General features: G+C 72.8%; 20 protein-coding genes, 1 tRNA gene and 1 pseudogene. 8 read left to right on the top strand and 14 right to left on the bottom strand.

From position 1 onward, the window contains the following. Positions 1–76: 76 nt before the first annotated feature. Complete coding sequence (gene recQ, locus HPT28_RS11825; protein WP_219090984.1) at positions 77–1,960, bottom strand: DNA helicase RecQ; 1,884 nt, start codon at positions 1,958–1,960, stop codon at positions 77–79. Positions 1,961–2,124: 164 nt separating this feature from the next. Further along, positions 2,125–3,024 (bottom strand): DMT family transporter, encoded by a 900-nt coding sequence (locus HPT28_RS11820; RefSeq protein WP_219090983.1) that lies wholly within the window; start codon positions 3,022–3,024, stop codon positions 2,125–2,127. 68 nt (positions 3,025–3,092) lie between these two features. Here HPT28_RS11820 and HPT28_RS11815 point away from each other — a divergent pair, with 68 nt between their 5' ends. Next, positions 3,093–3,956 carry a LysR family transcriptional regulator gene (locus HPT28_RS11815; protein WP_219090982.1) on the top strand — a complete coding sequence of 288 codons (864 nt, stop codon included), beginning with the start codon at positions 3,093–3,095 and terminating at the stop codon, positions 3,954–3,956. A 25-nt stretch (positions 3,957–3,981) separates the two neighbouring features. On the opposite strand, the gene HPT28_RS11810 is transcribed toward HPT28_RS11815, so the two are convergent. Next, positions 3,982–4,368, bottom strand: a complete 387-nt coding sequence (locus tag HPT28_RS11810; RefSeq protein WP_219090981.1) for a hypothetical protein — start codon at positions 4,366–4,368, stop codon at positions 3,982–3,984. Between the two features lie 1,135 nt (positions 4,369–5,503). Between HPT28_RS11810 and HPT28_RS11805 the strand changes: the two genes are divergently transcribed. Further along, positions 5,504–5,842 (top strand): MerR family transcriptional regulator, encoded by a 339-nt coding sequence (locus HPT28_RS11805; RefSeq protein WP_219090980.1) that lies wholly within the window; start codon positions 5,504–5,506, stop codon positions 5,840–5,842. A gap of 196 nt (positions 5,843–6,038) precedes the next feature. On the opposite strand, the gene HPT28_RS11800 is transcribed toward HPT28_RS11805, so the two are convergent. The 3 genes from HPT28_RS11800 to HPT28_RS11790 all read right to left on the bottom strand — a co-directional run bounded on the left by HPT28_RS11800 (position 6,039) and on the right by HPT28_RS11790 (position 8,418). Further along, entirely contained in the window at positions 6,039–6,377 is a 339-nt protein-coding gene (locus HPT28_RS11800; protein ID WP_219090979.1) for an SCO5918 family protein, read from the bottom strand. Between the two features lie 70 nt (positions 6,378–6,447). Further along, a complete protein-coding gene (locus tag HPT28_RS11795) occupies positions 6,448–7,938 on the bottom strand; it encodes a DEAD/DEAH box helicase (protein ID WP_219090978.1) in 1,491 nt (496 codons plus the stop codon). A gap of 276 nt (positions 7,939–8,214) precedes the next feature. Further along, positions 8,215–8,418, bottom strand: coding sequence for a cold-shock protein (locus HPT28_RS11790; protein ID WP_110629364.1), 204 nt, complete (start codon positions 8,416–8,418; stop codon positions 8,215–8,217). 922 nt (positions 8,419–9,340) lie between these two features. Here HPT28_RS11790 and HPT28_RS27405 point away from each other — a divergent pair. Further along, positions 9,341–9,502 (top strand): annotated as a pseudogene (locus HPT28_RS27405) (transposase); the annotation flags it as partial. A gap of 419 nt (positions 9,503–9,921) precedes the next feature. Here HPT28_RS27405 and HPT28_RS11785 read toward each other — a convergent pair. Next, positions 9,922–9,994, bottom strand: a tRNA-Arg gene (locus tag HPT28_RS11785). A 156-nt stretch (positions 9,995–10,150) separates the two neighbouring features. Between HPT28_RS11785 and HPT28_RS11780 the strand changes: the two genes are divergently transcribed. Continuing rightward, positions 10,151–10,759 (top strand): TetR/AcrR family transcriptional regulator, encoded by a 609-nt coding sequence (locus HPT28_RS11780; RefSeq protein ID WP_219090977.1) that lies wholly within the window; start codon positions 10,151–10,153, stop codon positions 10,757–10,759. A gap of 60 nt (positions 10,760–10,819) precedes the next feature. Continuing rightward, positions 10,820–12,325, top strand: a complete 1,506-nt coding sequence (locus HPT28_RS11775) for an MFS transporter (protein WP_374226955.1) — start codon at positions 10,820–10,822, stop codon at positions 12,323–12,325. A gap of 94 nt (positions 12,326–12,419) precedes the next feature. On the opposite strand, the gene HPT28_RS11770 is transcribed toward HPT28_RS11775, so the two are convergent. The 3 genes from HPT28_RS11770 to HPT28_RS11760 form a co-directional block, all read right to left on the bottom strand. Beyond that, the gene (locus HPT28_RS11770) at positions 12,420–13,211 is read right to left on the bottom strand and encodes a lysophospholipid acyltransferase family protein (RefSeq protein ID WP_308119179.1); all 792 of its coding nucleotides are present in this window, start codon (positions 13,209–13,211) and stop codon (positions 12,420–12,422) included. Positions 13,212–13,249: 38 nt separating this feature from the next. Then, positions 13,250–14,098, bottom strand: a complete 849-nt coding sequence (locus HPT28_RS11765) for a GNAT family N-acetyltransferase (RefSeq protein WP_219090975.1) — start codon at positions 14,096–14,098, stop codon at positions 13,250–13,252. A gap of 171 nt (positions 14,099–14,269) precedes the next feature. Continuing rightward, positions 14,270–14,827, bottom strand: coding sequence for an N-acetyltransferase family protein (locus HPT28_RS11760; protein ID WP_374226956.1), 558 nt, complete (start codon positions 14,825–14,827; stop codon positions 14,270–14,272). Positions 14,828–15,046: 219 nt separating this feature from the next. On the opposite strand from HPT28_RS11760, the gene HPT28_RS11755 reads away from it, so the two are divergent. Continuing rightward, positions 15,047–16,057, top strand: coding sequence for an RNA polymerase sigma factor RpoD/SigA (locus HPT28_RS11755; protein WP_219090973.1), 1,011 nt, complete (start codon positions 15,047–15,049; stop codon positions 16,055–16,057). 196 nt (positions 16,058–16,253) lie between these two features. Here HPT28_RS11755 and HPT28_RS11750 read toward each other — a convergent pair whose 3' ends face one another. Further along, a complete protein-coding gene (locus tag HPT28_RS11750; RefSeq protein WP_257578469.1) occupies positions 16,254–17,255 on the bottom strand; it encodes a P1 family peptidase in 1,002 nt (333 codons plus the stop codon). A gap of 223 nt (positions 17,256–17,478) precedes the next feature. Here HPT28_RS11750 and HPT28_RS11745 point away from each other — a divergent pair, with 223 nt between their 5' ends. Beyond that, positions 17,479–18,087 carry an AMP-binding protein gene (locus tag HPT28_RS11745; RefSeq protein ID WP_219090971.1) on the top strand — a complete coding sequence of 203 codons (609 nt, stop codon included), beginning with the start codon at positions 17,479–17,481 and terminating at the stop codon, positions 18,085–18,087. Then, positions 18,084–18,299, top strand: coding sequence for a hypothetical protein (locus HPT28_RS11740; RefSeq protein ID WP_219090970.1), 216 nt, complete (start codon positions 18,084–18,086; stop codon positions 18,297–18,299). The genes HPT28_RS11745 and HPT28_RS11740 overlap by 4 nt, the downstream gene beginning before the upstream one ends. 9 nt (positions 18,300–18,308) lie before the next feature. Here HPT28_RS11740 and mscL read toward each other — a convergent pair whose 3' ends face one another. The 3 genes from mscL to HPT28_RS11725 all read right to left on the bottom strand — a co-directional run bounded on the left by mscL (position 18,309) and on the right by HPT28_RS11725 (position 20,901). Then, on the bottom strand, positions 18,309–18,821 hold the full coding sequence (gene mscL, locus HPT28_RS11735; protein ID WP_219090969.1) for a large conductance mechanosensitive channel protein MscL: 513 nt from the start codon (positions 18,819–18,821) through the stop codon (positions 18,309–18,311). 192 nt (positions 18,822–19,013) lie between these two features. Then, the gene (locus tag HPT28_RS11730; RefSeq protein WP_308119177.1) at positions 19,014–19,625 is read right to left on the bottom strand and encodes a hypothetical protein; all 612 of its coding nucleotides are present in this window, start codon (positions 19,623–19,625) and stop codon (positions 19,014–19,016) included. Between the two features lie 439 nt (positions 19,626–20,064). Next, on the bottom strand, positions 20,065–20,901 hold the full coding sequence (locus HPT28_RS11725; RefSeq protein WP_219090968.1) for an S-methyl-5'-thioadenosine phosphorylase: 837 nt from the start codon (positions 20,899–20,901) through the stop codon (positions 20,065–20,067). Positions 20,902–20,981: the final 80 nt, after the last annotated feature.

The raw sequence follows: 20,981 nt of genomic DNA, 5'->3' as shown, positions 1-20,981 counted from the left end.
GCCCGGGCCCCGCGTCTCCGTGGCCGCCCGGGGCCCCCGCGTCCTCGTGGCCGCCCGGGCCCTCCGCCGTCCGCCGTCAGCCCTCGTCGTCCGCCGAGGGCTCCGGGAGCGGCGGCTCCGCGGCCTCCCGCCCGGCCAGCACGTCCAGCACCGCCTGCCCGAACTTGGCCAGCTTGTTCTCCCCGACGCCTCCGACCGAGCCCAGTTCCGCCAGCGAGCCCGGCATCCGGGTCGCGATCTCCCGCAGCGTCGCGTCGTGGAAGACGACGTAGGCCGGGACGCCCTGCTCCTTCGCCGTCGCCGCCCGCCAGGCGCGCAGCGCCTCGAACCGGGGTACGGCCTCCTCCGGCAGCTCCACGGCCGCCTTCCGGCCGCCGCCCCCGGAGCCCCTCGCCCCGCCGGCGGACTTCGCCGTGGTCGCCTTCGGGTCCTCCCGCAGCGGCACCTCCCGGCGGCCGCCCAGCACCTCGGCGCTCGCCTCCGTCAGCACCAGCGTGCCGTACTCGCCCTCGACGGCCAGCAGGCCCGCCGCCACCAGCTGCCGCACCACCGAGCGCCACTGTGCCTCGCCCAGCTCCGTCCCCACCCCGAAGACCTTCAGCGCGTCGTGGTCGAACTGGATCACCTTCGCCGTCTTGCGGCCCAGCAGGATGTCGACGATCTGCCCGGCGCCGAACTTCTGGCCCCGCTCCCGCTTCAGCCGCACCACCGTGGACAGCACCTTCTGCGCCGCAACCGTGCCGTCCCACGTCTTCGGCGGCGTCAGGCACGTGTCGCAGTTCCCGCACGGCCCGCTCTCCTCGCCGAAGTAGGCCAGCAGCCGCACCCGGCGGCACTCCACCGTCTCGCACAGCGCCAGCATCGCGTCCAGATGGGACGACAGCCGCCGCCGGTGCGCCTCGTCCCCCGGGCCGACGTCGATGAGCTTGCGCTGCTGCACCACGTCCTGAAGCCCGTAGGCCAGCCAGGCGGTCGACGGCAGCCCGTCCCGCCCGGCCCGGCCCGTCTCCTGGTAGTAGCCCTCGATCGACTTCGGCAGGTCCAGGTGGGCCACGAAGCGCACGTCCGGCTTGTCGATCCCCATACCGAACGCGATCGTCGCCACCACGACCAGCCCGTCCTCGCGCAGGAACCGGGCCTGGTGCTCCGCCCGCACCGCCGGGTCCAGCTTCGCGTGGTACGGCACCGCCTCGATGCCCTGCTGCGTCAGCCACTCCGCCGTCTTCTCCACCGAGGACCGGGACAGGCAGTAGACGATGCCCGCGTCCCCCTCGTGCTCGGCGCGCAGGAGCTTCAGCAGCTGCTTCTTCGGCTCGCCCTTGGGCACGATGCGGTACTGGATGTTCGGCCGGTCGAAGCTCGCCACGAAGTGTCGGGCGTCCTGGAGCTTCAGCCGGGAGGCGATCTCCGCGTGCGTGGCCTCCGTGGCCGTCGCCGTCAGCGCGATCCGCGGCACCTGCGGCCAGCGCTCGTGCAGCTCCGAGAGCATCAGGTAGTCCGGCCGGAAGTCGTGCCCCCACTGCGCCACGCAGTGCGCCTCGTCGATGGCGAACAGCGAGATCTCGCCCCGGTCCAGCAGCCGCAGCGTCGACTCGACGCGGAGCCGCTCCGGTGCCAGGTACAGCAGGTCGATCTCCCCGGCCAGGAACTCCGCCTCGACCAGGCGCCGCTCCTCGAAGTCCTGCGTGGAGTTGAGGAACCCGGCGCGGACGCCCAGTGCCCGCAGGGCGTCCACCTGGTCCTGCATGAGCGCGATCAGGGGGGAGATCACCACGCCGACCCCGTCCCGCACGAGCGCCGGCACCTGATAGCACAGGGACTTCCCGCCGCCCGTCGGCATCAGGACCAGCGCGTCCCCGCCCCTGGAGACATGCTCGATGATCTCCTGCTGCTGCCCGCGGAAGGTGTCGTACCCGAAAACGCGGTTCAGGACGTCGAGGGGACTGCGCTGATCGGCCATCCGCCCATGCTAAGAGCGCCCCACGACACCCGTGCACCACATCCGGCCACCCGCCCCCGCCGGGCCGCCCCGCTCGGTCCTCGGCCCCGGCGCGCGGGCTCCGGCCGTCTGGCCCGTGCGCCGGTCGGCCATCCGGCCGCGGGCCGCTCGGCGCGGCCGGGCGCTCAGCGCCGCGCCATGCGGACCGCGCCCGCGCTCGCCAGGACCACCAGGGCGATGGCCAGGCACTGCGCCCACGACAGCTCCTGCCCCAGGACGAGGAAGCCCGCCGTCGCGGCCAGAGCGGGGGCCAGGCTCATGAGCACGGCGAAGGTCGCAGCGGGCAGCCTGCGCAGGGCGAGCAGCTCCAGGGCGTAGGGGATGCCGGAGGACAGGACCGCGATCGCCAGCCCCGGGGCGAGCACGGCGGGCTCCAGCAGCGTCCCGCCCGCGGACGCGGCGCCCAGGGGCAGGCTGAGCAGCGCGGCGACGGCCATCGCGATCGCCAGACCGTCCAGCCTCGGGAAGCGCGCCCCCGCCCGCGCGTTGAGGAGGATGTACGCGGCCCACATCACCCCGGCGCCCAGGGCGAAGGCGACCCCCGCGCCGTCGAGCCCGCTGAAGTCGCCCTGGCCCAGCAGATAGACCCCGGTCAGGGCGAGCCCCGCCCACAGCAGGCTGGCCGCACGGCGCGAGGTGACGACCGACAGCAGCAGCGGACCCAGTACCTCCAGCGTCACCGCCGGGCCCAGCGGGATACGGTCGATCGCCTGGTAGAAGAGGATGTTCATGCTGCCGAGCGCCAGGCCGAAACCGCAGGCCACCGCCCAGTCGGCGCGGGTGTAGCCGCGCAGCCGGGGCCGGGTGACGACCAACAGCAGCAGGGCGGCGAACGTCACCCGGAGCGCCACCGTGCCGAGCGCTCCCGCCCGGGGGAACAGCAGCGACGCGAAGGCTGAGCCGAACTGCACGGACACCGCCCCGAGCAACACCAGACCGACGCCGCCGAGGCTTCCGTACCCGGCGGCGCGACGTTGAAGAAGGGGGTCGGCCGTGGCCGATGCGTCTCTCACCGTGGTCGTCATGGTTCCACGCTAGAAAGCGGGGCGCGCGCCGTGAAATGCCGATTCCGCTCCGGTTATGCTGCTGAAGCATGACCATCGAGCTGCGGCATCTGCGGGCCTTCCTCGCCATCGCCGAGGAGGGCAACGTCACCCGCGCCGCCGCCCGCCTGCACGTCAGCCAGCCCGCCCTCTCCCGCACCCTGCGCCGCCTCGAGGACCACCTGGGCACCCGCCTCGTCGACCGCTCCACCCACCACCTGGAGCTGACCCCCGAGGGGCACACGTTCCGCGACAAGGCCGCCGCGGCCCTCACCGCCTTCGAGAACGCCGTCGACCCCGCGGGCCTGCGCCGCTGGCCGCTGCGCGTCGGCCACAACTGGGCGGCCCTCGGCGACCACACCGTTCCGCTCCTGCGCCGCTGGGACGAGACACGCCCCGACGTGCCCCTGGAACTGCTGCGCATCGACGAACACACGGCCGGCCTCGCCCAGGGCCGGGTCGACGCGGCCCTGCTGCGCGGCACCGTCCTCCCGCCCGGCTTCCGCACCGAGCCGCTGCTCCGGGAGGAGCGGGTCGTCGTCATGCCCGCGGACAACCCGCTGGCCTCCCAGCCCCGCGTCACCCTCGTCGACCTCGCGCCGCACCCGATCGCCCTGAACACCGTCTTCGGCACCACGACGCTCGACCTGTGGCCGCCCTCGGCCCGTCCCACCGCCACCATCGAGGTGGCCAACACCGACGAGTGGCTCCTCGCGATCGCGGCCGGCCGCGCCCTCGGCGTCACCACCTCGGCCACCCCGAGCAACCACGCCCACCCCGCGCTCGTCTACCGCCCGCTCGCGGACGCGCCCCCCGTCCCCGTCGTCCTCGCCTGGCGCGACGGGGACGGCCACCCCGCGCTCCCCGACCTCGTCGCCCTCACCCACGCCGTCCTCGCGTCCGCCGCCCGCTGAGCCGGGCCGCGCGACGGGGCTCCCCCTACCAGCCCCCGCCGAACAGTGGTTGCAGGGTCGCCGCCAGGCCCGACGTCACCGCGAACAGGCCGCCCACGCTGGCCAGGCCGGTGCTCGCGTCCTGGAAGAGCTCCTGCCGCAGCTGTGCCCAACGGGAACTCCAGAAGATCATCCTGAACTTCTGCCACTTGTGCTGACGCAGATGGCAGCCCATCAGCGCGCCGTGGCTGTTGTTGCGGCACGCCCCGCCCCGTCCCGTCGCCCCGCACCAGACGGGCACGTTGAAGAAGAAGTAGAAGCCGCACACGCCGGACAGCGCGACGAGTGCGACCGGCCCGAAATCAAGGCTCAGCCAACCGGCGATCAGGACCGCGAAGACGGCCCAGCCCCAGTACTTCCCGAATCCCCTCATGCGGACCCATGATCCGGTGGCGAGACGTGCCACGGACCGGCGCGAGCAGGGGCGCACCGGAGTGCACCGGCTACCGGCGTCGGCGCCGTCACACCAGCTTGCACCGGCACCGGCACCGGCACCGGCACCGGCACCGGCACCGGCCGGACCGGGCGGCCGGTGCCGGGTCGGTGGGCCGAACCGGTCGCCGGGGCCGGACGGTTGTCCCGGGCCGCCGCCGCGGCGATGCAGTCCGGCCAGAGCCGGGCCCGGGACCAGGCGAGAGCCGGACATGCCGGAGATCGTGCGGTGGGCGCGCTCACCGCGTTCCTCGCCCAGGTGGCGAACGGCACCGCCGGGGAGAAGGGCAAGCAGCTGGTCCAGTCGACGGGCGCCCCGGTGCGCGGTGGCGCGGGGCGCGTGTGGGCGGCGTCGGTCGCGCACGCCAGGGCGCTTCCGCGCGGCTCGACGGCAGTGCCGGTGGAAATCCCGCCCACTTCATCGGTCGGCCCGAGGCGACCGTCCCGGGGCGAACCGGGCGCCGTCATCGCGGTGGCCGCTGGTGGGGGCGGCCGCGCCTCGGGTGCGTCGCGCCGCAGCCGAGGCCGAGAGGGCGCGGCGGATGCGAACAGGTGTCGAACCTTTCACCCGCATGGGCTGAAATCTGTAGTGGCCGAAGTAGACATGCAATCGTGGCGGGGCTAGTGTGTGTTCCGTAGCCAGCAAGTCAGTGAGGCGCGGCAGACATGAACTGCCCGCACGCAGGACGAGGACGCGGCACGGCGGTGTGGCGAAGAGGCCGGAGCAGGATGTGGGCTCTCTCACTCGCCGCCGGCGTCGGCGGCCGGTGAGGTCGTCGGCAGGCGCGGCGTCCTGCGGTATCAGGAAGCCGGCAGAAGGAAGAGAGAAGGAGGAGGACGCCATCAGGATCGCCCGGGCCGGAACGGTCCGCCCGGGTACCGCAGGCCCCGGAACGGAAGGTGGTCCCACGGTCACGCATCCGCGATCCCCGCACTCTCCGCCGCCCGTCGGTGGCTGGTGCGGAAACAGGAGGCCGGCAGTGCAGTAAGCCGGCCGATGGTGTTACAAATCCCTCGGGGCCTTGGTGCCGTACGGCACCAAGGCCCCTCGACGCATTCCCCCATCAGAGGTGCAGATGACGGCAGACACACCGCTCGACCGAATCGACGACGACGACTACCCCGCTTACACCATGGGGCGAGCGGCGGAGATGCTCGGCACCACGCCCGCCTTCCTGCGGGCCCTCGGCGAAGCCCGGCTCATCACGCCCCTGCGCTCCGAGGGCGGCCACCGTCGCTACTCCCGCTATCAGCTCCGTATCGCCGCCCGCGCCCGCGAGATGGTTGACCAGGGCACCTCCATCGAGGCGGCTTGCCGCATCATCATCCTGGAAGACCAGCTCGAAGAGGCCCGGCGCATCAACGATGAACTGCGGCGCGGTGATGTCGGGTCCAGCCACACGACGGATGCCTGACCTGCACCCTTACCGCGCGGGCCGTAGCCCCACCCGACATGTCGTCGGCGGCTGGTCAGGCAGCGCCTCGCCCCCCCCGGCCCGGTACGGGCAGCCCGTGGAGACGAGCGGTCGGCTCGCAGCCGTCGACGTTCAGCCCGGCTCCTGCATCCCACCGCCTGTCCGCCCGTGATGCGCCGACCGCACAGGCCCCGGTTTAGCAGGTGCCGCCCGTGGAGTCCGGGCGATCAGCCTGACCGGGGGTGCCGAGCATCGCCGAAGCCTGCTGGAGCGGATCGATGATCCGCGCGGACCCGGGCTTGGGGGCCGTGTGGCAGGTGAAGCCGAGCTTGGTCATGGCCTTGACGACTTCGCCGCCGCTGAAGTCGCGGCGGTCCTGGCGGGTGATGACCTCGCCGACCTGCTTGGCGGGGTAGTGGCGGCGCCCGATGACCACGGAGTCGCCGGTGATCGGCTCAGGCTTGACGCCCTTCATCGATTCCAGGACGCCCCCCTTGGTGAGCTCGAACGGAAAGCGGGCGATGACACAACGCATGCTGCCTCACAGGAAGAGGGAAGGGAGAGGGCCGGCCGTGGTGGGTGGGTTCGGTTCGAGGGGGACGGTTCTAGGCCGCCGTGTCGGAGACGGAGCGCCGCGCGGGCCTGCGCCGGTTCGCCGAGGCGGGACGGCGTCGGCCGCGTGAGGTGGCGGCGCGCTGGGGGCGTTCGGCCACCGGCGCGGTGATGACCACGGGGACGCCGGAGGGGGCCTGGGCGCCGGTGATGCGGCGGAGGGACTCCGCGCCGGCGCGGACCTGCGTGGTCTGCGGGACGATGCCGGCCGCCGCCATGAGCCGGGTCATGGCACGGCGCTGGTCCGGGGTGACCAGGGTCACGACGCTGCCCGACTCGCCGGCGCGCGCCGTACGGCCGCCGCGGTGGAGGTAGTCCTTGTGGTCTGTCGGCGGATCGACGTTGACGACGAGGTCGAGGCTGTCGACGTGGATGCCGCGCGCGGCGACGTTGGTCGCCACCAGCACGCTGACGTGCCCGTCCTTGAACTGCGTCAGCGTGCGGGTGCGCTGCGGCTGCGACTTGCCCCCGTGCAGGGCGGCTGCCCGTACCCCGCTCTTCAGGAGGTGCTTGGTCAGGCGGTCGACGGCGTGCTTGGTGTCCAGGAACATGATCACGCGCCCGTCGCGGGCGGCGATCTCGGTGGTGGCCGCGTGCTTGTCATCGCCGTGGACGTGGAGCACGTGGTGCTCCATCGTCGTAACCGCGCCGGCCGACGGATCGACGGAGTGCACGACGGGGTCGCTCAGGTAGCGCCGCACGAGCAGGTCGACGTTGCGGTCGAGGGTGGCGGAGAACAGCATGCGCTGGCCTTGCGGCCGGACCTGGTCGAGCAGGGCGGTGACCTGCGGCATGAAGCCCATGTCGGCCATCTGGTCCGCCTCGTCGAGGACGGTGATGGAGACCTCGTCCAGTCGGCAGTCGCCGCGTTCGATGAGGTCCTTGAGGCGTCCCGGGGTGGCGACGACGACCTCGACGCCGCCGCGCAGCGCGTTGGCCTGTCGGCCGATCGACATCCCTCCCACGACCGTGGCCAGCCGCAGCCTCACCGAGCGGGCGTACGGGGTGAGGGCGTCGGTGACCTGCTGCGCCAGCTCGCGTGTCGGTACGAGCACCAGCCCCAGCGGCCGCCGGGACTCGGCGCGGCGCCCGGCCGTGCGGGCCAGCAGGGCGAGCCCGAAGGCAAGGGTCTTACCGGAGCCGGTGCGCCCCCGGCCGAGGACGTCGCGACCGGCGAGGGAGTTCGGCAGCGTCGCGGCCTGGATCGGGAACGGGACGGTCACCCCCTGCGCGTCCAGCGCGGCCAGCAGCTCCGCGGGCATGTCGAGATCGGCGAAGTGCTCCGCGGCGGGCAGGGCCGGGGTGATCGTCTTCGGGAGAGCGAAGTCACCCTGGGGCGCGGCGGGACGGCGGCCGTGTCCCTTGTTGCGGGACCGCCCGTCGGAGCGGCTCGGGGCCGACGAGCCGAAGCGGTTGCCGTTCTTGCCTGCGACGGCGCCGTTCCGGGGCCGGGCGGAGCGGTTGTTCGTGCGGGTGCGGTTCATGTGGAACCTTCCTCGATGCGGCGCGTATCAAGGAATTCCCGCAGCAGGAAACTGCTCGGAGAATTGCAAGAACAGGCCGAATGGAACGCGTAAACAGATCGCGTGCTGTGGTGCGGTGGAGAGGAGATGCGCGCTGTCCTCAAAAGGGAAACCGCCGGCGTGCGACCGCGCATCTCAGGTGTGTGTTCCCTGGGTTGCGAGAACGTGCGGGGTATATGCAGTCGGGGCCCGCACCCCAAAGGATGCGGGCCCCAACCGGACAAATACGCGTCAGCGTCAGGCGGGAACGATGTTCTCGGCCGTCGGGCCCTTCTGGCCCTGCGCGACGTCGAAGGTCACCTTCTGGCCTTCGAGCAGCTCACGGAAACCCTGGGTGGCGATGTTCGAGTAGTGGGCGAACACGTCGGGGCCGCCACCGTCCTGCTCGATGAAGCCAAATCCCTTTTCCGAGTTGAACCACTTCACGGTGCCAGTAGCCATGTCTTTATCTCCTTACGGGGCAGTCAGCCGACGTCCGTACTGCACGGACGCCGCGTCGCCGTGATGATCACCCCGCCGGAAAAGACCGGTGTCAAAAGTACCTCCAGTGGCATGAGAGCCGACCGTGAAGGACCTGGAATTCGGGAACCACAACTGCAACTGGGTCAACGGTAGCACGCCACAGTGGTCCACGTGGATTGAATCATTTCAGCACCTCGTCGCGGTAAGGAAACTACCCGCACCTTCGGTCAAACTCTTATCCCGCCGATGCAGATACCCTGTCGCCCAGGCGGCGCTGGTTCGAGGCCGGGCGCGAACCAGCCGAGCCCAGGCGGCCCAGGCTGGGGCCCGGGGTCATGCCCCTACATCCCGCGCCGCGTTCCCTCCTGGTTCAGGTCCACGGCCTGACCTGCGGTCTGTACGGCCGGTCTTGAGCCGTGGGAGGATGCAGCCCATGACGTGCTTGCGAAGGGGCCGTGCCGCGTAGAACACCGGCTTCACTTCGGTCGCGGGGGCGCGGCTGGGGAAGGCCCTGGGTTCGGTATCGCGATGTCCCAGGCCTGTCGGGAGCGGCGAACGCCGCCGTCCGCGCGCTTGAACGGGAACGGTTGTCTCCGGGCATCGTGGCAGTGGCGCTGAGCGTGTGGTCCGTGCGCGTCCACGGCACGAAGCGCCGGTGGAGGCAGTGGGAGGCCGAGTTCACCTGCCCGTGCTGCGGCGAGGGGTGGGCTCGGGACACGCTGCAGGACGCTCTGTTCATGCTTCCGCGAAGGGCCTCCGGCGAACTCCGTTCGCAGGTGGAGCGCTTGGACATGGTGTTACTCGGGCGAACGCATCACGAGCCGACGGCAGATCCGGAGTTGGAGTGGTGGCACCGCAGGTGCTGACCGGGTACCCACGCAGCCCACGGATTCGTTGGTTCCTGGACGACTGGTCGCGGGATCTGACGGAGGCGGAGTGGCGACGTCCGGAGCCGCTTCTACCGACGGGCATCAACTGCTGTGGGCGGTGACGCGATCACCGACAGGTGGTCAACGGCATGCCTCACCGGGGGCGGGCCGGGGCGCGGTGGCGTGATCTGCCTGGGGACTTGACCGGTCGGGGGAGGCCGTCCACCCCGAAGCCCGTACGGCAGGCCCGCTGCGCCCAAGCCCTCGCTCCGGTACGGCATGAGTACGGCGACCGCATCGCGCCGATCGGCGAGCCGGAAGCGGCCGACCACCCACGATCCACCAGACGCTCCAGGCCGCCGGCGCCGGCATCCACCCACCGGGCGCCCTGATCGTCACCACCGCCCTGGCCGACGGCAGATGCGGTGGGATGGCGCCTTGCGTCTCCGCGGGATCAGGTCAGCCGCGCGCTCGGTGGGTTTCCCGCCTGGCTCGGTCGATCGCGGCAGCGACTGCCTCTCCCGTGGCGCGCACGCAAACGGCCCCGGACGAGACGTCCGAGGCCGGGTCTGCCCCGTCTGGGAGAAACTCCAGATCAGGGCCATGCGTTGAGTGCCCCCGGCAGGATTCGAACCTGCGACACCCGCTTTAGGAGAGCGGTGCTCTATCCCCTGAGCTACGGAGGCGGGGATGCGCCGGGGTCAGTGTAGCGGCCGGGTGGTGGGGGAGGGGGACGCGGGGCGTGGGAGTGGGTGACGCAGGTCACCGGGAGTGCGGGAAATAAGTGGGGAGCAGGTCCCCGTTTGTGGTGGTGTTGGAGTTGACCGAAAGGGGGTGCCGGCATGCGGGCCGACGCGCTGCGCAACCGGGAGCGGATCGTGGATGCCGCCCGGGAGCTGTTCGTCGAGCTGGGCGCCGAGGTGCCGCTCGACGAGGTGGCCCGGCGGGCCGGGGTGGGCAACGCGACGTTGTACCGGAACTTCCCCGACCGGGGCGCCCTCGTGCTGGGGGTCGTGCAGCGGGTCACGGACCGGATCGCCGAGCGGGCCGAGCGTGCGCTGGACGACGCGGATGACCCGTTCGAGGCGTTGTGCGGCTTCGTGTTCGGAGCCGTGGAGGAGCGGATCGGGGCGCTGTGCCCGCTGATCACGCAGACGGTCGACCACGAGCACCCCGAGTGGGTCGCGTCGCGGGACCGGTTGCAGATGCTCGTCGACGCGGTGCTGGTGCGGGCCCAGGAGGCCGGGGTCGTGCGCACGGACGTGGCGGTGGGGGATCTGCTGATGGCGCTCAGCCAGCTCAGCCGGCCGCTGCCGGGCACCGGTTGCGCCCGGTTCGAGCCCTTCATGGCCCGGCACATCCAGCTTTTCCTCGATGGGCTGCGGGCCCCGGCCGGCTCCGAACTGCCGGGCTCCCCGGTGACCTTGGAGGCGCTGCGGCAGCCCGAGTGACTCCAGCTCTCTCCGTTCTCTTCCCGTTCTCTTCCCGTTCGTTCTCTCTAGGGGGATTCCGTGGTGTCCGACGCGCCGCCCATCCAACCTGATCCGCAGCGATGGAAGGCCCTGGCCTTCATCGCCACCGCCCAACTGATGGTCGTGCTGGACGCCACCATCGTGAACATCGCACTGCCCTCGGCCCAGCAGGACCTGGACATATCCGAGGCCAACAAACAGTGGGTCATCACGGCCTACGCGCTCGCCTTCGGCGGGCTGCTCCTCTTCGGCGGCCGGATCGCCGACCTGTGGGGACGTCAGCGGACGTTCGTGACGGGGCTGATCGGCTTCGCCCTGGCCTCCGCGCTCGGCGGCATGGCCGTCAACCAGGGCATGCTGTTCGGCGCCCGGGCCCTCCAGGGCGTGTTCGGCGCCCTGCTCGCCCCGGCGGCGCTGTCGCTGCTGTCGGTGATGTTCACCGATGCCAAGGAGCGGGCCAAGGCCTTCGGCATCTACGGCGCCATCGCGGGCGGCGGCGGTGCGATCGGCCTGATCCTCGGCGGCGTCCTCACCGAGTACCTGGACTGGCGCTGGACCTTCTACGTCAACATCCCGTTCGCGGCTGTCGCGGCCGTCGGGGCGGTGCTGTTCATCCGGGAGCCCGCGGGTGCCCGGAACCGGTCCTCCCTGGACATCCCCGGGGTGGTGCTCTCGACCACCGGTCTGGTCGCCCTCGTGTACGGCTTCACCCGGGCCGAGGAGTACGGCTGGACGGACGCGGGGACGCTGGGGACGTTCGTGGTGTCCGCTGTGCTGCTCGTGGCCTTCGTCGTCACGGAGGCCCGCACGAAGGCGCCGCTGCTGCCGCTGCGCGTGGTCGCCGACCGCAACCGCGGCGGCGTGTACCTCTCCCTCGGTCTCGCGATCATCGCGATGTTCGGCCTGTTCCTCTTCCTCACCTACTACCTGCAGTTGGTGAAGGGCTACAACGCGATGACGACCGGCTTCGCGTTCCTGCCGATGATCGCCGGCATGGTGACCGGCTCCACGCAGATCGGCGCGCGCCTGATGACGCGGGTGCGGCCGCGGTTCCTGATGGGGCCCGGGTTCCTGGTGGCCTCGCTCGGCATGCTGCTGCTGACGCGGCTCGACCTCGACAGCTCCTACGCGGCCCTGATCCTGCCCGCTCAGCTGCTGCTGGGCCTGGGCATGGGAACGGCGTTCATGCCGGCGATGGCGCTCGCGACGCACAACGTGCGGCCCCAGGACGCGGGAGTGGCCTCCGCGATGGTCAACACCTCGCAGCAGGTGGGTGGCGCGATCGGTACGGCTCTGCTGAACACCATCGCGGCGAGTGCCGCGGCGTCCTACGTTCCCTCGACCGCGGTGGTGGGTGACGTCCGGATGCTCGCGGTCGTGCACGGCTACACGACGGCGATCTGGGTGGCGTTCGGCATTCTGCTGGGCGCCTCGGCCCTGGCTTTCACACTGGTCAACGCCCGCGGCCAGCAGGGCGGTGGCCCGGTCGCCGGAAGCACGAAGGACGCGGACGGCCCGGAGCCGGTGCCGGTGCTGGCGCACTGACGACGGCGGGGAACGGGGCGGCACCGGCGCACGGCCGGTGCCGCCCCGGCGCGCGTGTCCGCGACCCCTCCCTGGCGCCGTCCGGGTGGCCGGGTCAGACGTGGACGGGCCGTTCGGCCGCCCGGCGAGGCGGCGGGACGGGGTCGGCCATGGAAGCCTGGGCGAGCCGGGCCAGTTCACGGCGGTCGAGGCCGGCTGACGGGAGCGGCGGGTGCGCCCGGACCGTGACGGCGAGCCCGGCGCACCGCGCGACGTGGCGCAGGGACGTCAGGAACGACGACTCGCCCACGTAGGCGGGGACGGTGCTCGGCTCGCCGTACTGACGGTAGCCGAGGGTCACCGCCTGTACGGGGGCGCCCGCGTCGACGGCGGCCTGGAAGGTGGCCCGGCGGAAGGGCCCGCCCGGTGCCGTGCACCAGGTGGTGGCCGCGGGGAAGAGGGCGACGGGCCGCCCGGCGCGCAGGACGGCGGCGACATCCGCGACGACGTCGGGCAGCGTGCGGACGGCGTCCCGGTCGATGAACAGCGTGCCGGCCCGGCGGGCGAGCCGTCCGAGCACCGGCCACTCCGCCACCTCCCGCTTGGCGAGCAGCGGGGTGGGCGCGGCGGCGAGCAGGGCGATGGCGTCGAGCCAGGAGATGTGGTTGGCGACGATCAGCGTTCCGGGGCCGTCGGCCGGATGACGGGGGCCGAAGCCGGGCAGGGGCGCACCGGAGATCTCCAGGGCGATGTCCAGCGAGCCGAGCACACCCCGGGCCCGGTCGCGCAGCAGCACCGGGTCGGCGAGCGCCTCGCCGTCGCGGGCCGCCCGCCCGACCGTCGCGCCGAGGGCGGACAGCCGTCGGGCGGCGGTCGCGGCGGACACCGTCCGGGTGGCGCGCCCCACGCACCTCGCCGTGCACGAGGAGGTGACGCGCCAGAGCGTCACCGCTCCGCCCCGCTCGCCGTCTCGCCGAGGAAGTAGCGGCGGTAGCGCTCGTTCATGCGCTCCATGTCGAGCAGGGTGAAGAAGTCGGCGGTGTGGAACTCGGGGTCATGGGCCGGGGGCTCGCACAGCCAGGCGCCGACGCGCAGGTAGCCGCGCAGCAGCGGGGGCAGATGGGTCGGCGAGGTGTGCTCGGGGGCCGGCGCGACGGGCCGCCAGGGCTGCCGCGGGGTGACGCGCAGCGCGTCGGGGGCGGCGTGTCTGCCCTCGGCGAGCCGCCAGGCGGTGTGCGCGGCCCGGCCGCCGTCGGAGAGGGGCACGGAGGCACAGCCGGCGAGGTAGCGGTGGCCGGAGAGCAGGACGTAGCGGGCCAGCGCCGACCAGAGCAGGTTGATCACCGTGCCGTTGCGGTGGTCGGGGTGGACGCAGGAGCGGCCCGCCTCGATCAGCGTCGGACGCAGGGCGGTGAGCGAGGCGAGGTCGAACTCGCCGTCGGAGTACAGCCGCTCGCTACGGCCGGGCGGCACCAGCCGGTAGGTACCCACGATCGTGTCGGATCCGCGCTCCGTGACGACCAGGTGGTCGGCGATCTCGTCGACGTCGTCGATGTCGTGGCCCGCGAGCGGGGTGTGGAGCCGGGCGCCCATCTCCTCGGCGAAGACCTGGTGGCGGAGCCGCTGGGCGGCACGGATCTGCTCCGTCGTGTGCGCGACGGACGCCTCGTAGCCGGGCGAGTCCGGCTCGGCGGCGCTCGCGAGGTGGGCGCTGGGGAGCTGGGCGTTCGCGAGGCGGGTGTTCGCGTCATGGCGGGTGTCATGCGAGGTGGCACGCGTGGATGTCGCGGGCATGGTGACTCTCACTTCCGTGGCGTCCCGGGGACGAAGGACCAGGGCGCGCGGAGACCGCGGACCCTGCCGTGCAGGCTGTCCGCGTGGGTCGGGAAGAAGTGCCGGGCCCCCGCGACATAGGGGTGTTTCCGGCGTGCGGTAGGGGGGTGCGGGCGGTTCGGTTCGGCGCCGTTAACCCGGCAGTGACTTCTCGTACCAGGCGACGTCCCAGTAGCGGCCGAACTTCCGCCCGGCCTCGCCGAACGTCCCGACGTACCGGAAGCCGAACCGGGCGTGGAGGCGGACGGAGGCCTCGTTCGGGAGCGCGATGCCCGCGAAGGCTCGGTGGACGTCCTCGCCGGCGAGCTCGGCGAAGAGGCGGCGGTAGAGGAGGGCGCCGACGCCGCGCCCGACGGCACGCGGGCCGAGGTAGACGGTGACCTCGACGGAGCCCGCGTAGGCGGGCTTGGCCCGGAACGGGCTGCTCGTGGCGTAGCCCAGCAGCCTGCCGGGGGCGGGCACGCGGGCGGGGGTCGGCGCGTCGGCGCGGCCCCCGTCGGACGCGGAGACGCGCTCCTCCGCAACCAGGAGCCGGTGGGGGCCGTCCTTGGAGTAGGACAGCAGCCACGGACGTCGCTCGTCGGGGGTGAACGGCGTCAGGTCGAATGTGATCGGCGTCTCAGTGACGTAGTGGTTGTAGAGCGCCGTCAGGGCGTCGAGGTCCTCCTCGTCGCCCGGTCTGACCTGCACCTCTGCCGGGGTTGCCACGCGCCCCCTCCAGGTTGCGGCGGGCCAGGATACTGCATGATCAAAAAAACGGCGGGCAAGTTGGGAATTCTGTCCGGATTCGACTCGTTGAGATGTTCGGAAACGGTTACCCGGTCAGGCAGGACGGAAGTTCCGGACGTCCCCAGACACGGGTGTCCGGTCCGCCACCGCCCAGCAAGTGACACACGCAAGGGAGAGCGCATGGCAACCCGTGCCGTCGCCCGTCGTCAGCAGCCCGCCGTCGAAGGTGCTGAAACGGCGAACAGTGCGCGCGTAGGCGGCGATGTCGCCGACCGTGACCTGGTCGGCATGTACCTCGACGAGATCGCCCGCACGCCACTGCTGGACGCCGCCAGGGAAGTGGAGCTCTCGCTCGCGATCGAGGCCGGGGTCTACGCCCGCCGCATCCTGGAGGGTGCGGAGGAACCGCTCGCCGGTGGAGCCGGTGAGCAGGCCACGCGCGAGGAGCTCGAGGCCGTCGTAGCCGAGGGCGAGCGGGCGAAAGATGTCTTCATCCGGTCCAACCTGCGCCTCGTGGTCGCCGTCGCCCGTCGGTACCCGCGCAGCGGCCTGCCCCTGCTCGACCTGATCCAGGAGGGCAACGCGGGCCTCGTGCGGGCCGTGGAGAAGTTCGACTACACCAAGGGCTTCAAGTTCTCCACCTACGCGACGTGGTGGATCCGTCAGGCGATCACCCGCTCCATCGCGGACCAGTCGCGCACGATCCGGCTGCCCGTGCACCTCGTCGAGGAGCTCGGCCGTATCCGGCGCGTGCAGCGGGAGTTCGGCCGCGAGCACGGGCGCGAGCCCGAGGCGACGGAGATAGCCGCCGAGCTGGGATCCTCGCCCGAGCGCGTCACCGACGTGCTCGACTGGGCGCGGGACCCGGTGAGCCTGAACATGTCCGTGGACGACGAGGGGGAGACGCAGTTCGGCGATCTGCTGGAGGACACCTCGGCGATCTCGCCCGAGCAGTCCGTGCTGACGCTGCTGCGCAGCGAGGAGCTGGAGAGCCTCATCGGCCGGCTCGACAACCGGACGGCCTCCATCATCCGCGCCCGCTACGGGATCGAGGACGGTCGCGAGCGGACGCTGACCGAGGTCGGCAAGCAGCACGGGCTGACCCGCGAGCGGATTCGCCAGATCGAGAAGCACGCGCTGATGGAGCTGAAGCGCATGGCACGCGACACCGGTTTCGACGCGGCGGCGTAGCTTCGGCGGTTGGACGCTGCGCCCCGGGCGGGACGGGCTCTCGCCCGGGGCGCGCCGGGAGGTGTCAGGAGCGGAACACGGCCGGTGGGCGGCGTGCGGCCCTGGCGGCAGGGCCGCACGCGCCGACCAGCCTCGGGGGCTCCACCGTCGCCGGGCACAGGGGTGACCTGCCCACGTGCGCTCGCGACGGCCTCGCTCAGGCCCGGTCGTAGAGGTCCCGGTAGGCGGGGATCTCGCCATGGGCGGTGCTCACGGTCTCGGCGGCGAGCACCGCCTTGACGATCGCCCGGGTGAGTGTGTCGGCCCCGGCGGCCAGGATCGCGTTCAGCTCCGCCGGCCCGGCGGGCTCCCGCCGGCCCGCGGAAAGGGCGAACACCGTGTCCCCGTCGTGCATCAGGTGCGCGGGACGGATGGCACGGGCGAGCCCGTCGTGCGCGCACCCGGCCAACTTCTGCGCCTGCGCCTTGGTGAGCGCGGCGTCCGTCGCGATCACGGCCAGCGTGGTGTTCAGCGGCGGCATGCCGAGCGCGGCCCGAGCGCGTTCCAGCCGCTCTCGGGCGGCAGTGTGCCGCTCGGGAGCGGGGGGTGCGTAGCGGCCCGCGAACAGCTCGCCGTAGAGCACGCCGGACTCCGGGTCCAGCACCGTACCGACCGCGTTGACCACGGCCAGCGCGGCAACGGTCGGCCCCGAGGACAACCGCGTGGAAGCCGTGCCCACGCCGCCCTTGAGCCCGGCCGTCACCGCCCCCGTGCCGGCACCGACGTTCCCCTGCGCGACCGCGCTCCCGCTCGCTCGCGCGTCCTCGGCGGCGGCCCGCCCCAGGGCGGCGTCGGGACGGGCCCGCCAGTCCCCGCCGCGGCCCAGATCGAAGAGGCAGGCCGCCGGAACGACCGGCACCACCTGCGCCGGGTCCGGCCCGACCGGGACCCCGCGCCCCTGCTCCTCCAGCCAGGACGCGACCCCCGTCGCGGCGTCGAGCCCGAAGGCGCTGCCGCCGGTGAGTACGACGGCGTCGACACGCTGCACCACGTTGCGCGGGTCCAGGGCGTCCGTCTCGCGCGTCCCCGGCCCGCCGCCGCGCACGTCCACGGCGGCCACCGCACCGCCCTGGGGCGCGAGCACTACGGTGGTGCCCGTGAGCCAGCCGTCGTCGGCGCGCTGAGCATGGCCCACGCGCATCCCCGGCACGTCGGTCAGCGCGTCGTGTGGGCCCTGCTCCCGCCGGTCTCCGGCCGTCGCCCGGCCGGGCCCAGCGTGCCCTGTGTCGCCGGTGCCGCGCGGGGCGGGACGGGTTTGTCGCCTGATCTCGGTTTCGTCAGCCACGGAACATGGGTACCAGCTCCCGCGGCGCGAGGAACGGTGCCGGGGCGTACAGCGAACGTTGATCAGACGTTCATGCGTGCCCCGGACGCTGGACGGCATGTCGGCGGATCAGCACCAGAACAGCAGCCCCCTCGCGTCGTCCCCTCCGGGCCTTCCGGCCTTTCCGGAGTTCGGTTCCGCGGGGGGCCCGGCACGGGAGGCCGGGCACCCGACCGCCAAGACCGGCCGGAACGGCGGGGGAGGCCACGAAGGCGAGCGGCCGCGGCCTTCCACGCCACCGCCGACGGCCGAGTATCTGCATCCGCGACTCCTGGGCCAGGCACGGCTGGCGGCCGGTGCCCTGCGCCGGCTCGGGGCCGTCTCGGGAGAGCGCGTGGCCGTGCTGCTCCCGATGTCCCCGGAGTCGGTCGTGGTGACGATGGCCTGCGGACGCCTGGACGCGCTGCGTGTGTCCCTGCCGATGGGGGCCCCGGAGCCCACCCTGCGCCAGGCGCTCCGGGAGGCCGGAGCCCGGATCCTGGTCGTCGCCGACGCCTGTGAACACGCCGGGGGGCTCTACCCGGCCAAGCAGCAGGCCGACCGGGTCCTGGCCGACTGTCCCACGGTGCGGTCGGTGATCGTCGTGCACCACGTCCCGCGGCCGGTGCCCTGGGTGCCGGGGCGTGACCTGTGGTGGCACCAGGCCCTGGATAGGCTGGGACCATGACCGCATCGCAGGACCCCGCCCGCCGGCCGGAAGCGCCCGAGCCCGGCGCCCCGCGCGATCCGGCGGCCGCGCTGGACTTCGGCGATCCGCTGAGCCGTCCCAGCGCGGACGACACGGATCACGGCTGGGGCGGATCGTCGTCGGCGACGACCGGAGACGCGGCGGCCGACCTGGCCCGGTTCCTGGACGAGAAGCCGCCGCACCACCTGTGAGGTATCCGCTCAGGAACCCCGGTTCTGCCCGCCGTCCCGGGGCCCGGCGACGACGGCCTCCTGGCGCGGCTCGGAGCCGTCGCGCTGCGTGACGAGAGCGTCCCGGATCTCGGAGAGGACGTCCAGCTCCGTCTTCGCGGGCGGGGTGTCGTCCACGGGCTGACGGGCGGCGACCCGCTGCTTGTAGCGGTTCATCGGCATGATCATGAGGAAGTAGACGACGGCCGCGGTGATCAGGAAGGTGATCGACGCGCTGATGACCGAACCCCACTTGATCGTGATGCCGGCGATCGCCTCGCCCGTCTCCGGGTCCACCACGCAGGGGGACTTCAGGCAGGACTCGTAGGCGTCCAGGTCCTTCGGCCCGATCGCCCCCACGACGGGGTTGATGACGCCGTCCACCACGGAACTCACGATCTTGGTGAAGGCGGCGCCGATGACGACGGCAACGGCCAGTTCGACCACGTTGCCCCGCATCAGGAATTCCTTGAATCCCGCCAGGGCGCTCTGCTTCTCGCTCAACGGACTGCCTTTCTGTGCGTGCTGACGCACACGCTCGGGGGTGGGGCGCGGTGTGCGTCGGAGTGCAGGCTTCCGCAACACCGCACCCGGCACGCTGCACGAGCGCCGTCCCGCCTGTCCAATCCGGTGCCCTCGTACGGCTGGTGTGCAGCGCACCTGTGCGGTAGACGTACGTCGGGCGACAGGAGGAGTTCATCGCAGCGTCACCGCCAGGGGCGCCCCCAGGGCCGCACGGCCGAGCAACCGGGCGGCGGTGGAACGCGGTACCGAGAGAACCACCAGCGCGCCGTGCGCGGCAAGCGACCCGGTCACAGCCCCACCCGCGTCCGTACGCGTCTTGCGTTCGGGTACCCGGACCACCCGGGCCCGCCGGGCCAGGACATCCGCCGTCGCCCCGCCGTCGGGCTCGGTGCGCGCCCCGGCAGCCGCGTCGGCTCCCGGAACCGGCCCGGCGCGTGATGCGCCACCCTGATCGGCGGCGGCGAAGGCGGAGGTGGGCGGACCGGCCAGGACGTCCACCCGGTCGCCCGGTTCCAGCAGCCGGACGACCTCCTCGTCGGCGATCCGTACCGGGGCCCGCACCAGCTCCTCCGGTGCGGTGCGGGGAGGCGGTGGCTCCTGCTCGGTGGCGGTGCCCTGCCCCGCGCCCGGTGGGCGCTCGGGCCGGGGTGGGTCGGCACCCCCGCGCGCCGGGCTGAGGGCGACCAGGAGCACGGCGCCCAGCGCCAGGCCCAGACCGGCCGTGCGGCGCACCCGGCGAAGGGCTGTGCGCAGCCGGTGCCGCAGCAGAAGCCCGGCCCGCACGGGAGGGAAGGCCGGCAGAGGCGTGGTGGGCGGAACGGAGGCCGTGGCCGCGCAGAAGGCTCCCGGCGGCGCGGAGTCCGGCCGCGCGGACTCCGGCGGCGCGGACCCAGACCGTGCGGACCCAGACCGTGCGGACCCAGGCGGCGCGGACCCCGGCGGGAGAAGCCCGGGTGGCGCGGAGCCCGGCGGCACCGTGCCGGGGGCAGCCGGGGTGGTGAGGGCGCCCGGGGCGGCAGACGTGCGGGCGGCGGTCGGGGAGCAGAGGGGTGTGGCAGCTGAGGACATCGGCGGGCACCTCGGTTCGGCGACGCGGGTGGGAACGCCCACCACGGTGCCGCAGCCACCGCTTTCCCGCTCGACCCTGTGGATTACTCGCCGGTTGTGGACAACTTTCCGCGCACGCCCTCGCCCACGCCCCCGCCCACGCCCTCGCCCCGGCTCACGGCAGGTCGATGCCGGGGTCGAACCCGGCCAGGGCCTCCGAGCAGCCGCAGGAGGGGGACTCGGGCAGGGCCGCGACGGCGTCGAAGAGCACGGTGCGCAGCCTCCCGAGGTTCTCCTGGAAGACCTGGAGCACCTCGGTGTGGGAGACGCCCTCGCCCGTCTCCGCACCGGCGTCCAGGTCCGTCACGAGTGCGAGCGAGCTGTAACACATGCCCAGCTCGCGGGCGAGGACGGCTTCGGGGTGCCCGGTCATGCCCACCACGGCCCAGCCCTGGGCGGCGTGCCAGCGCGACTCCGCCCGGGTGGAGAACCGGGGGCCCTCGACGACGACCATCGTCCCGCCGTCCACCGGCTCCCAGCTCTGCCCGCGCGCGGCGGCCAGCGCGACCTCGCGGCCCGTCTCGCAGTACGGGTCCGCGAAGGAGACGTGCAGGACGTTGGGGCGGCTGCCGTCGGCGCGCTCCTCGCCGTCGAAGTAGGACTGTGCCCGCGCCTTCGTGCGGTCCACGAGCTGGTCCGGGACGACGAGTGTGCCCGGTCCGTACTTCTCGCGGAGCCCGCCCACCGCGCAGGGTCCGAAGATCTGTCGCACGCCGACGGCCCGCAGGGCCCACAGGTTCGCGCGGTAGTTGATGCGGTGGGGCGGCAGTCCGTGATCACGCCCGTGCCGGGGCAGGAAGGCGACCCGGCGGCCACTCAGCTCACCGACGAACAGAGCGTCGCTGGGATCCCCGTACGGCGTGGTCACCCGCATCTCGGTGACGTCGTCCAGGAAGGAGTAGAAGCCGGAGCCTCCGATGACACCGATCTCGGCCTGCGCGGGATTCGTCATGCGGGACACCTTAGGACCCGGTGCGACGGCACCCTCTGGCGGGACGTCCACCAGCCCGTACAGGTGCCCGGACGCGCCCG

Source organism: Streptomyces sp. JJ38, from assembly GCF_019303475.1.
Classification (GTDB): Bacteria; Actinomycetota; Actinomycetes; order Streptomycetales; family Streptomycetaceae; genus Streptomyces.
Note: the sequence above shows the minus strand (reverse complement) of the source record. Positions and strands in the feature narration are given on the sequence as shown.

Excerpts from the sequence above, each read along its gene's own strand:
- recQ (WP_219090984.1), bottom strand. The coding sequence starts at position 1,960 with ATGGCCGATCAGCGCAGTCCCCTCGACGTCCTGAACCGCGTTTTCGGG.
- HPT28_RS11820 (WP_219090983.1), bottom strand. The coding sequence starts at position 3,024 with ATGACGACCACGGTGAGAGACGCATCGGCCACGGCCGACCCCCTTCTT.
- HPT28_RS11815 (WP_219090982.1), top strand. The coding sequence starts at position 3,093 with ATGACCATCGAGCTGCGGCATCTGCGGGCCTTCCTCGCCATCGCCGAG.
- HPT28_RS11810 (WP_219090981.1), bottom strand. The coding sequence starts at position 4,368 with ATGAGGGGATTCGGGAAGTACTGGGGCTGGGCCGTCTTCGCGGTCCTG.
- HPT28_RS11805 (WP_219090980.1), top strand. The coding sequence starts at position 5,504 with ATGACGGCAGACACACCGCTCGACCGAATCGACGACGACGACTACCCC.
- HPT28_RS11800 (WP_219090979.1), bottom strand. The coding sequence starts at position 6,377 with ATGCGTTGTGTCATCGCCCGCTTTCCGTTCGAGCTCACCAAGGGGGGC.
- HPT28_RS11795 (WP_219090978.1), bottom strand. The coding sequence starts at position 7,938 with ATGAACCGCACCCGCACGAACAACCGCTCCGCCCGGCCCCGGAACGGC.
- HPT28_RS11790 (WP_110629364.1), bottom strand. The coding sequence starts at position 8,418 with ATGGCTACTGGCACCGTGAAGTGGTTCAACTCGGAAAAGGGATTTGGC.
- HPT28_RS11780 (WP_219090977.1), top strand. The coding sequence starts at position 10,151 with ATGCGGGCCGACGCGCTGCGCAACCGGGAGCGGATCGTGGATGCCGCC.
- HPT28_RS11765 (WP_219090975.1), bottom strand. The coding sequence starts at position 14,098 with ATGCCCGCGACATCCACGCGTGCCACCTCGCATGACACCCGCCATGAC.
- HPT28_RS11755 (WP_219090973.1), top strand. The coding sequence starts at position 15,047 with ATGGCAACCCGTGCCGTCGCCCGTCGTCAGCAGCCCGCCGTCGAAGGT.
- HPT28_RS11745 (WP_219090971.1), top strand. The coding sequence starts at position 17,479 with ATGTCGGCGGATCAGCACCAGAACAGCAGCCCCCTCGCGTCGTCCCCT.
- HPT28_RS11740 (WP_219090970.1), top strand. The coding sequence starts at position 18,084 with ATGACCGCATCGCAGGACCCCGCCCGCCGGCCGGAAGCGCCCGAGCCC.
- HPT28_RS11725 (WP_219090968.1), bottom strand. The coding sequence starts at position 20,901 with ATGACGAATCCCGCGCAGGCCGAGATCGGTGTCATCGGAGGCTCCGGC.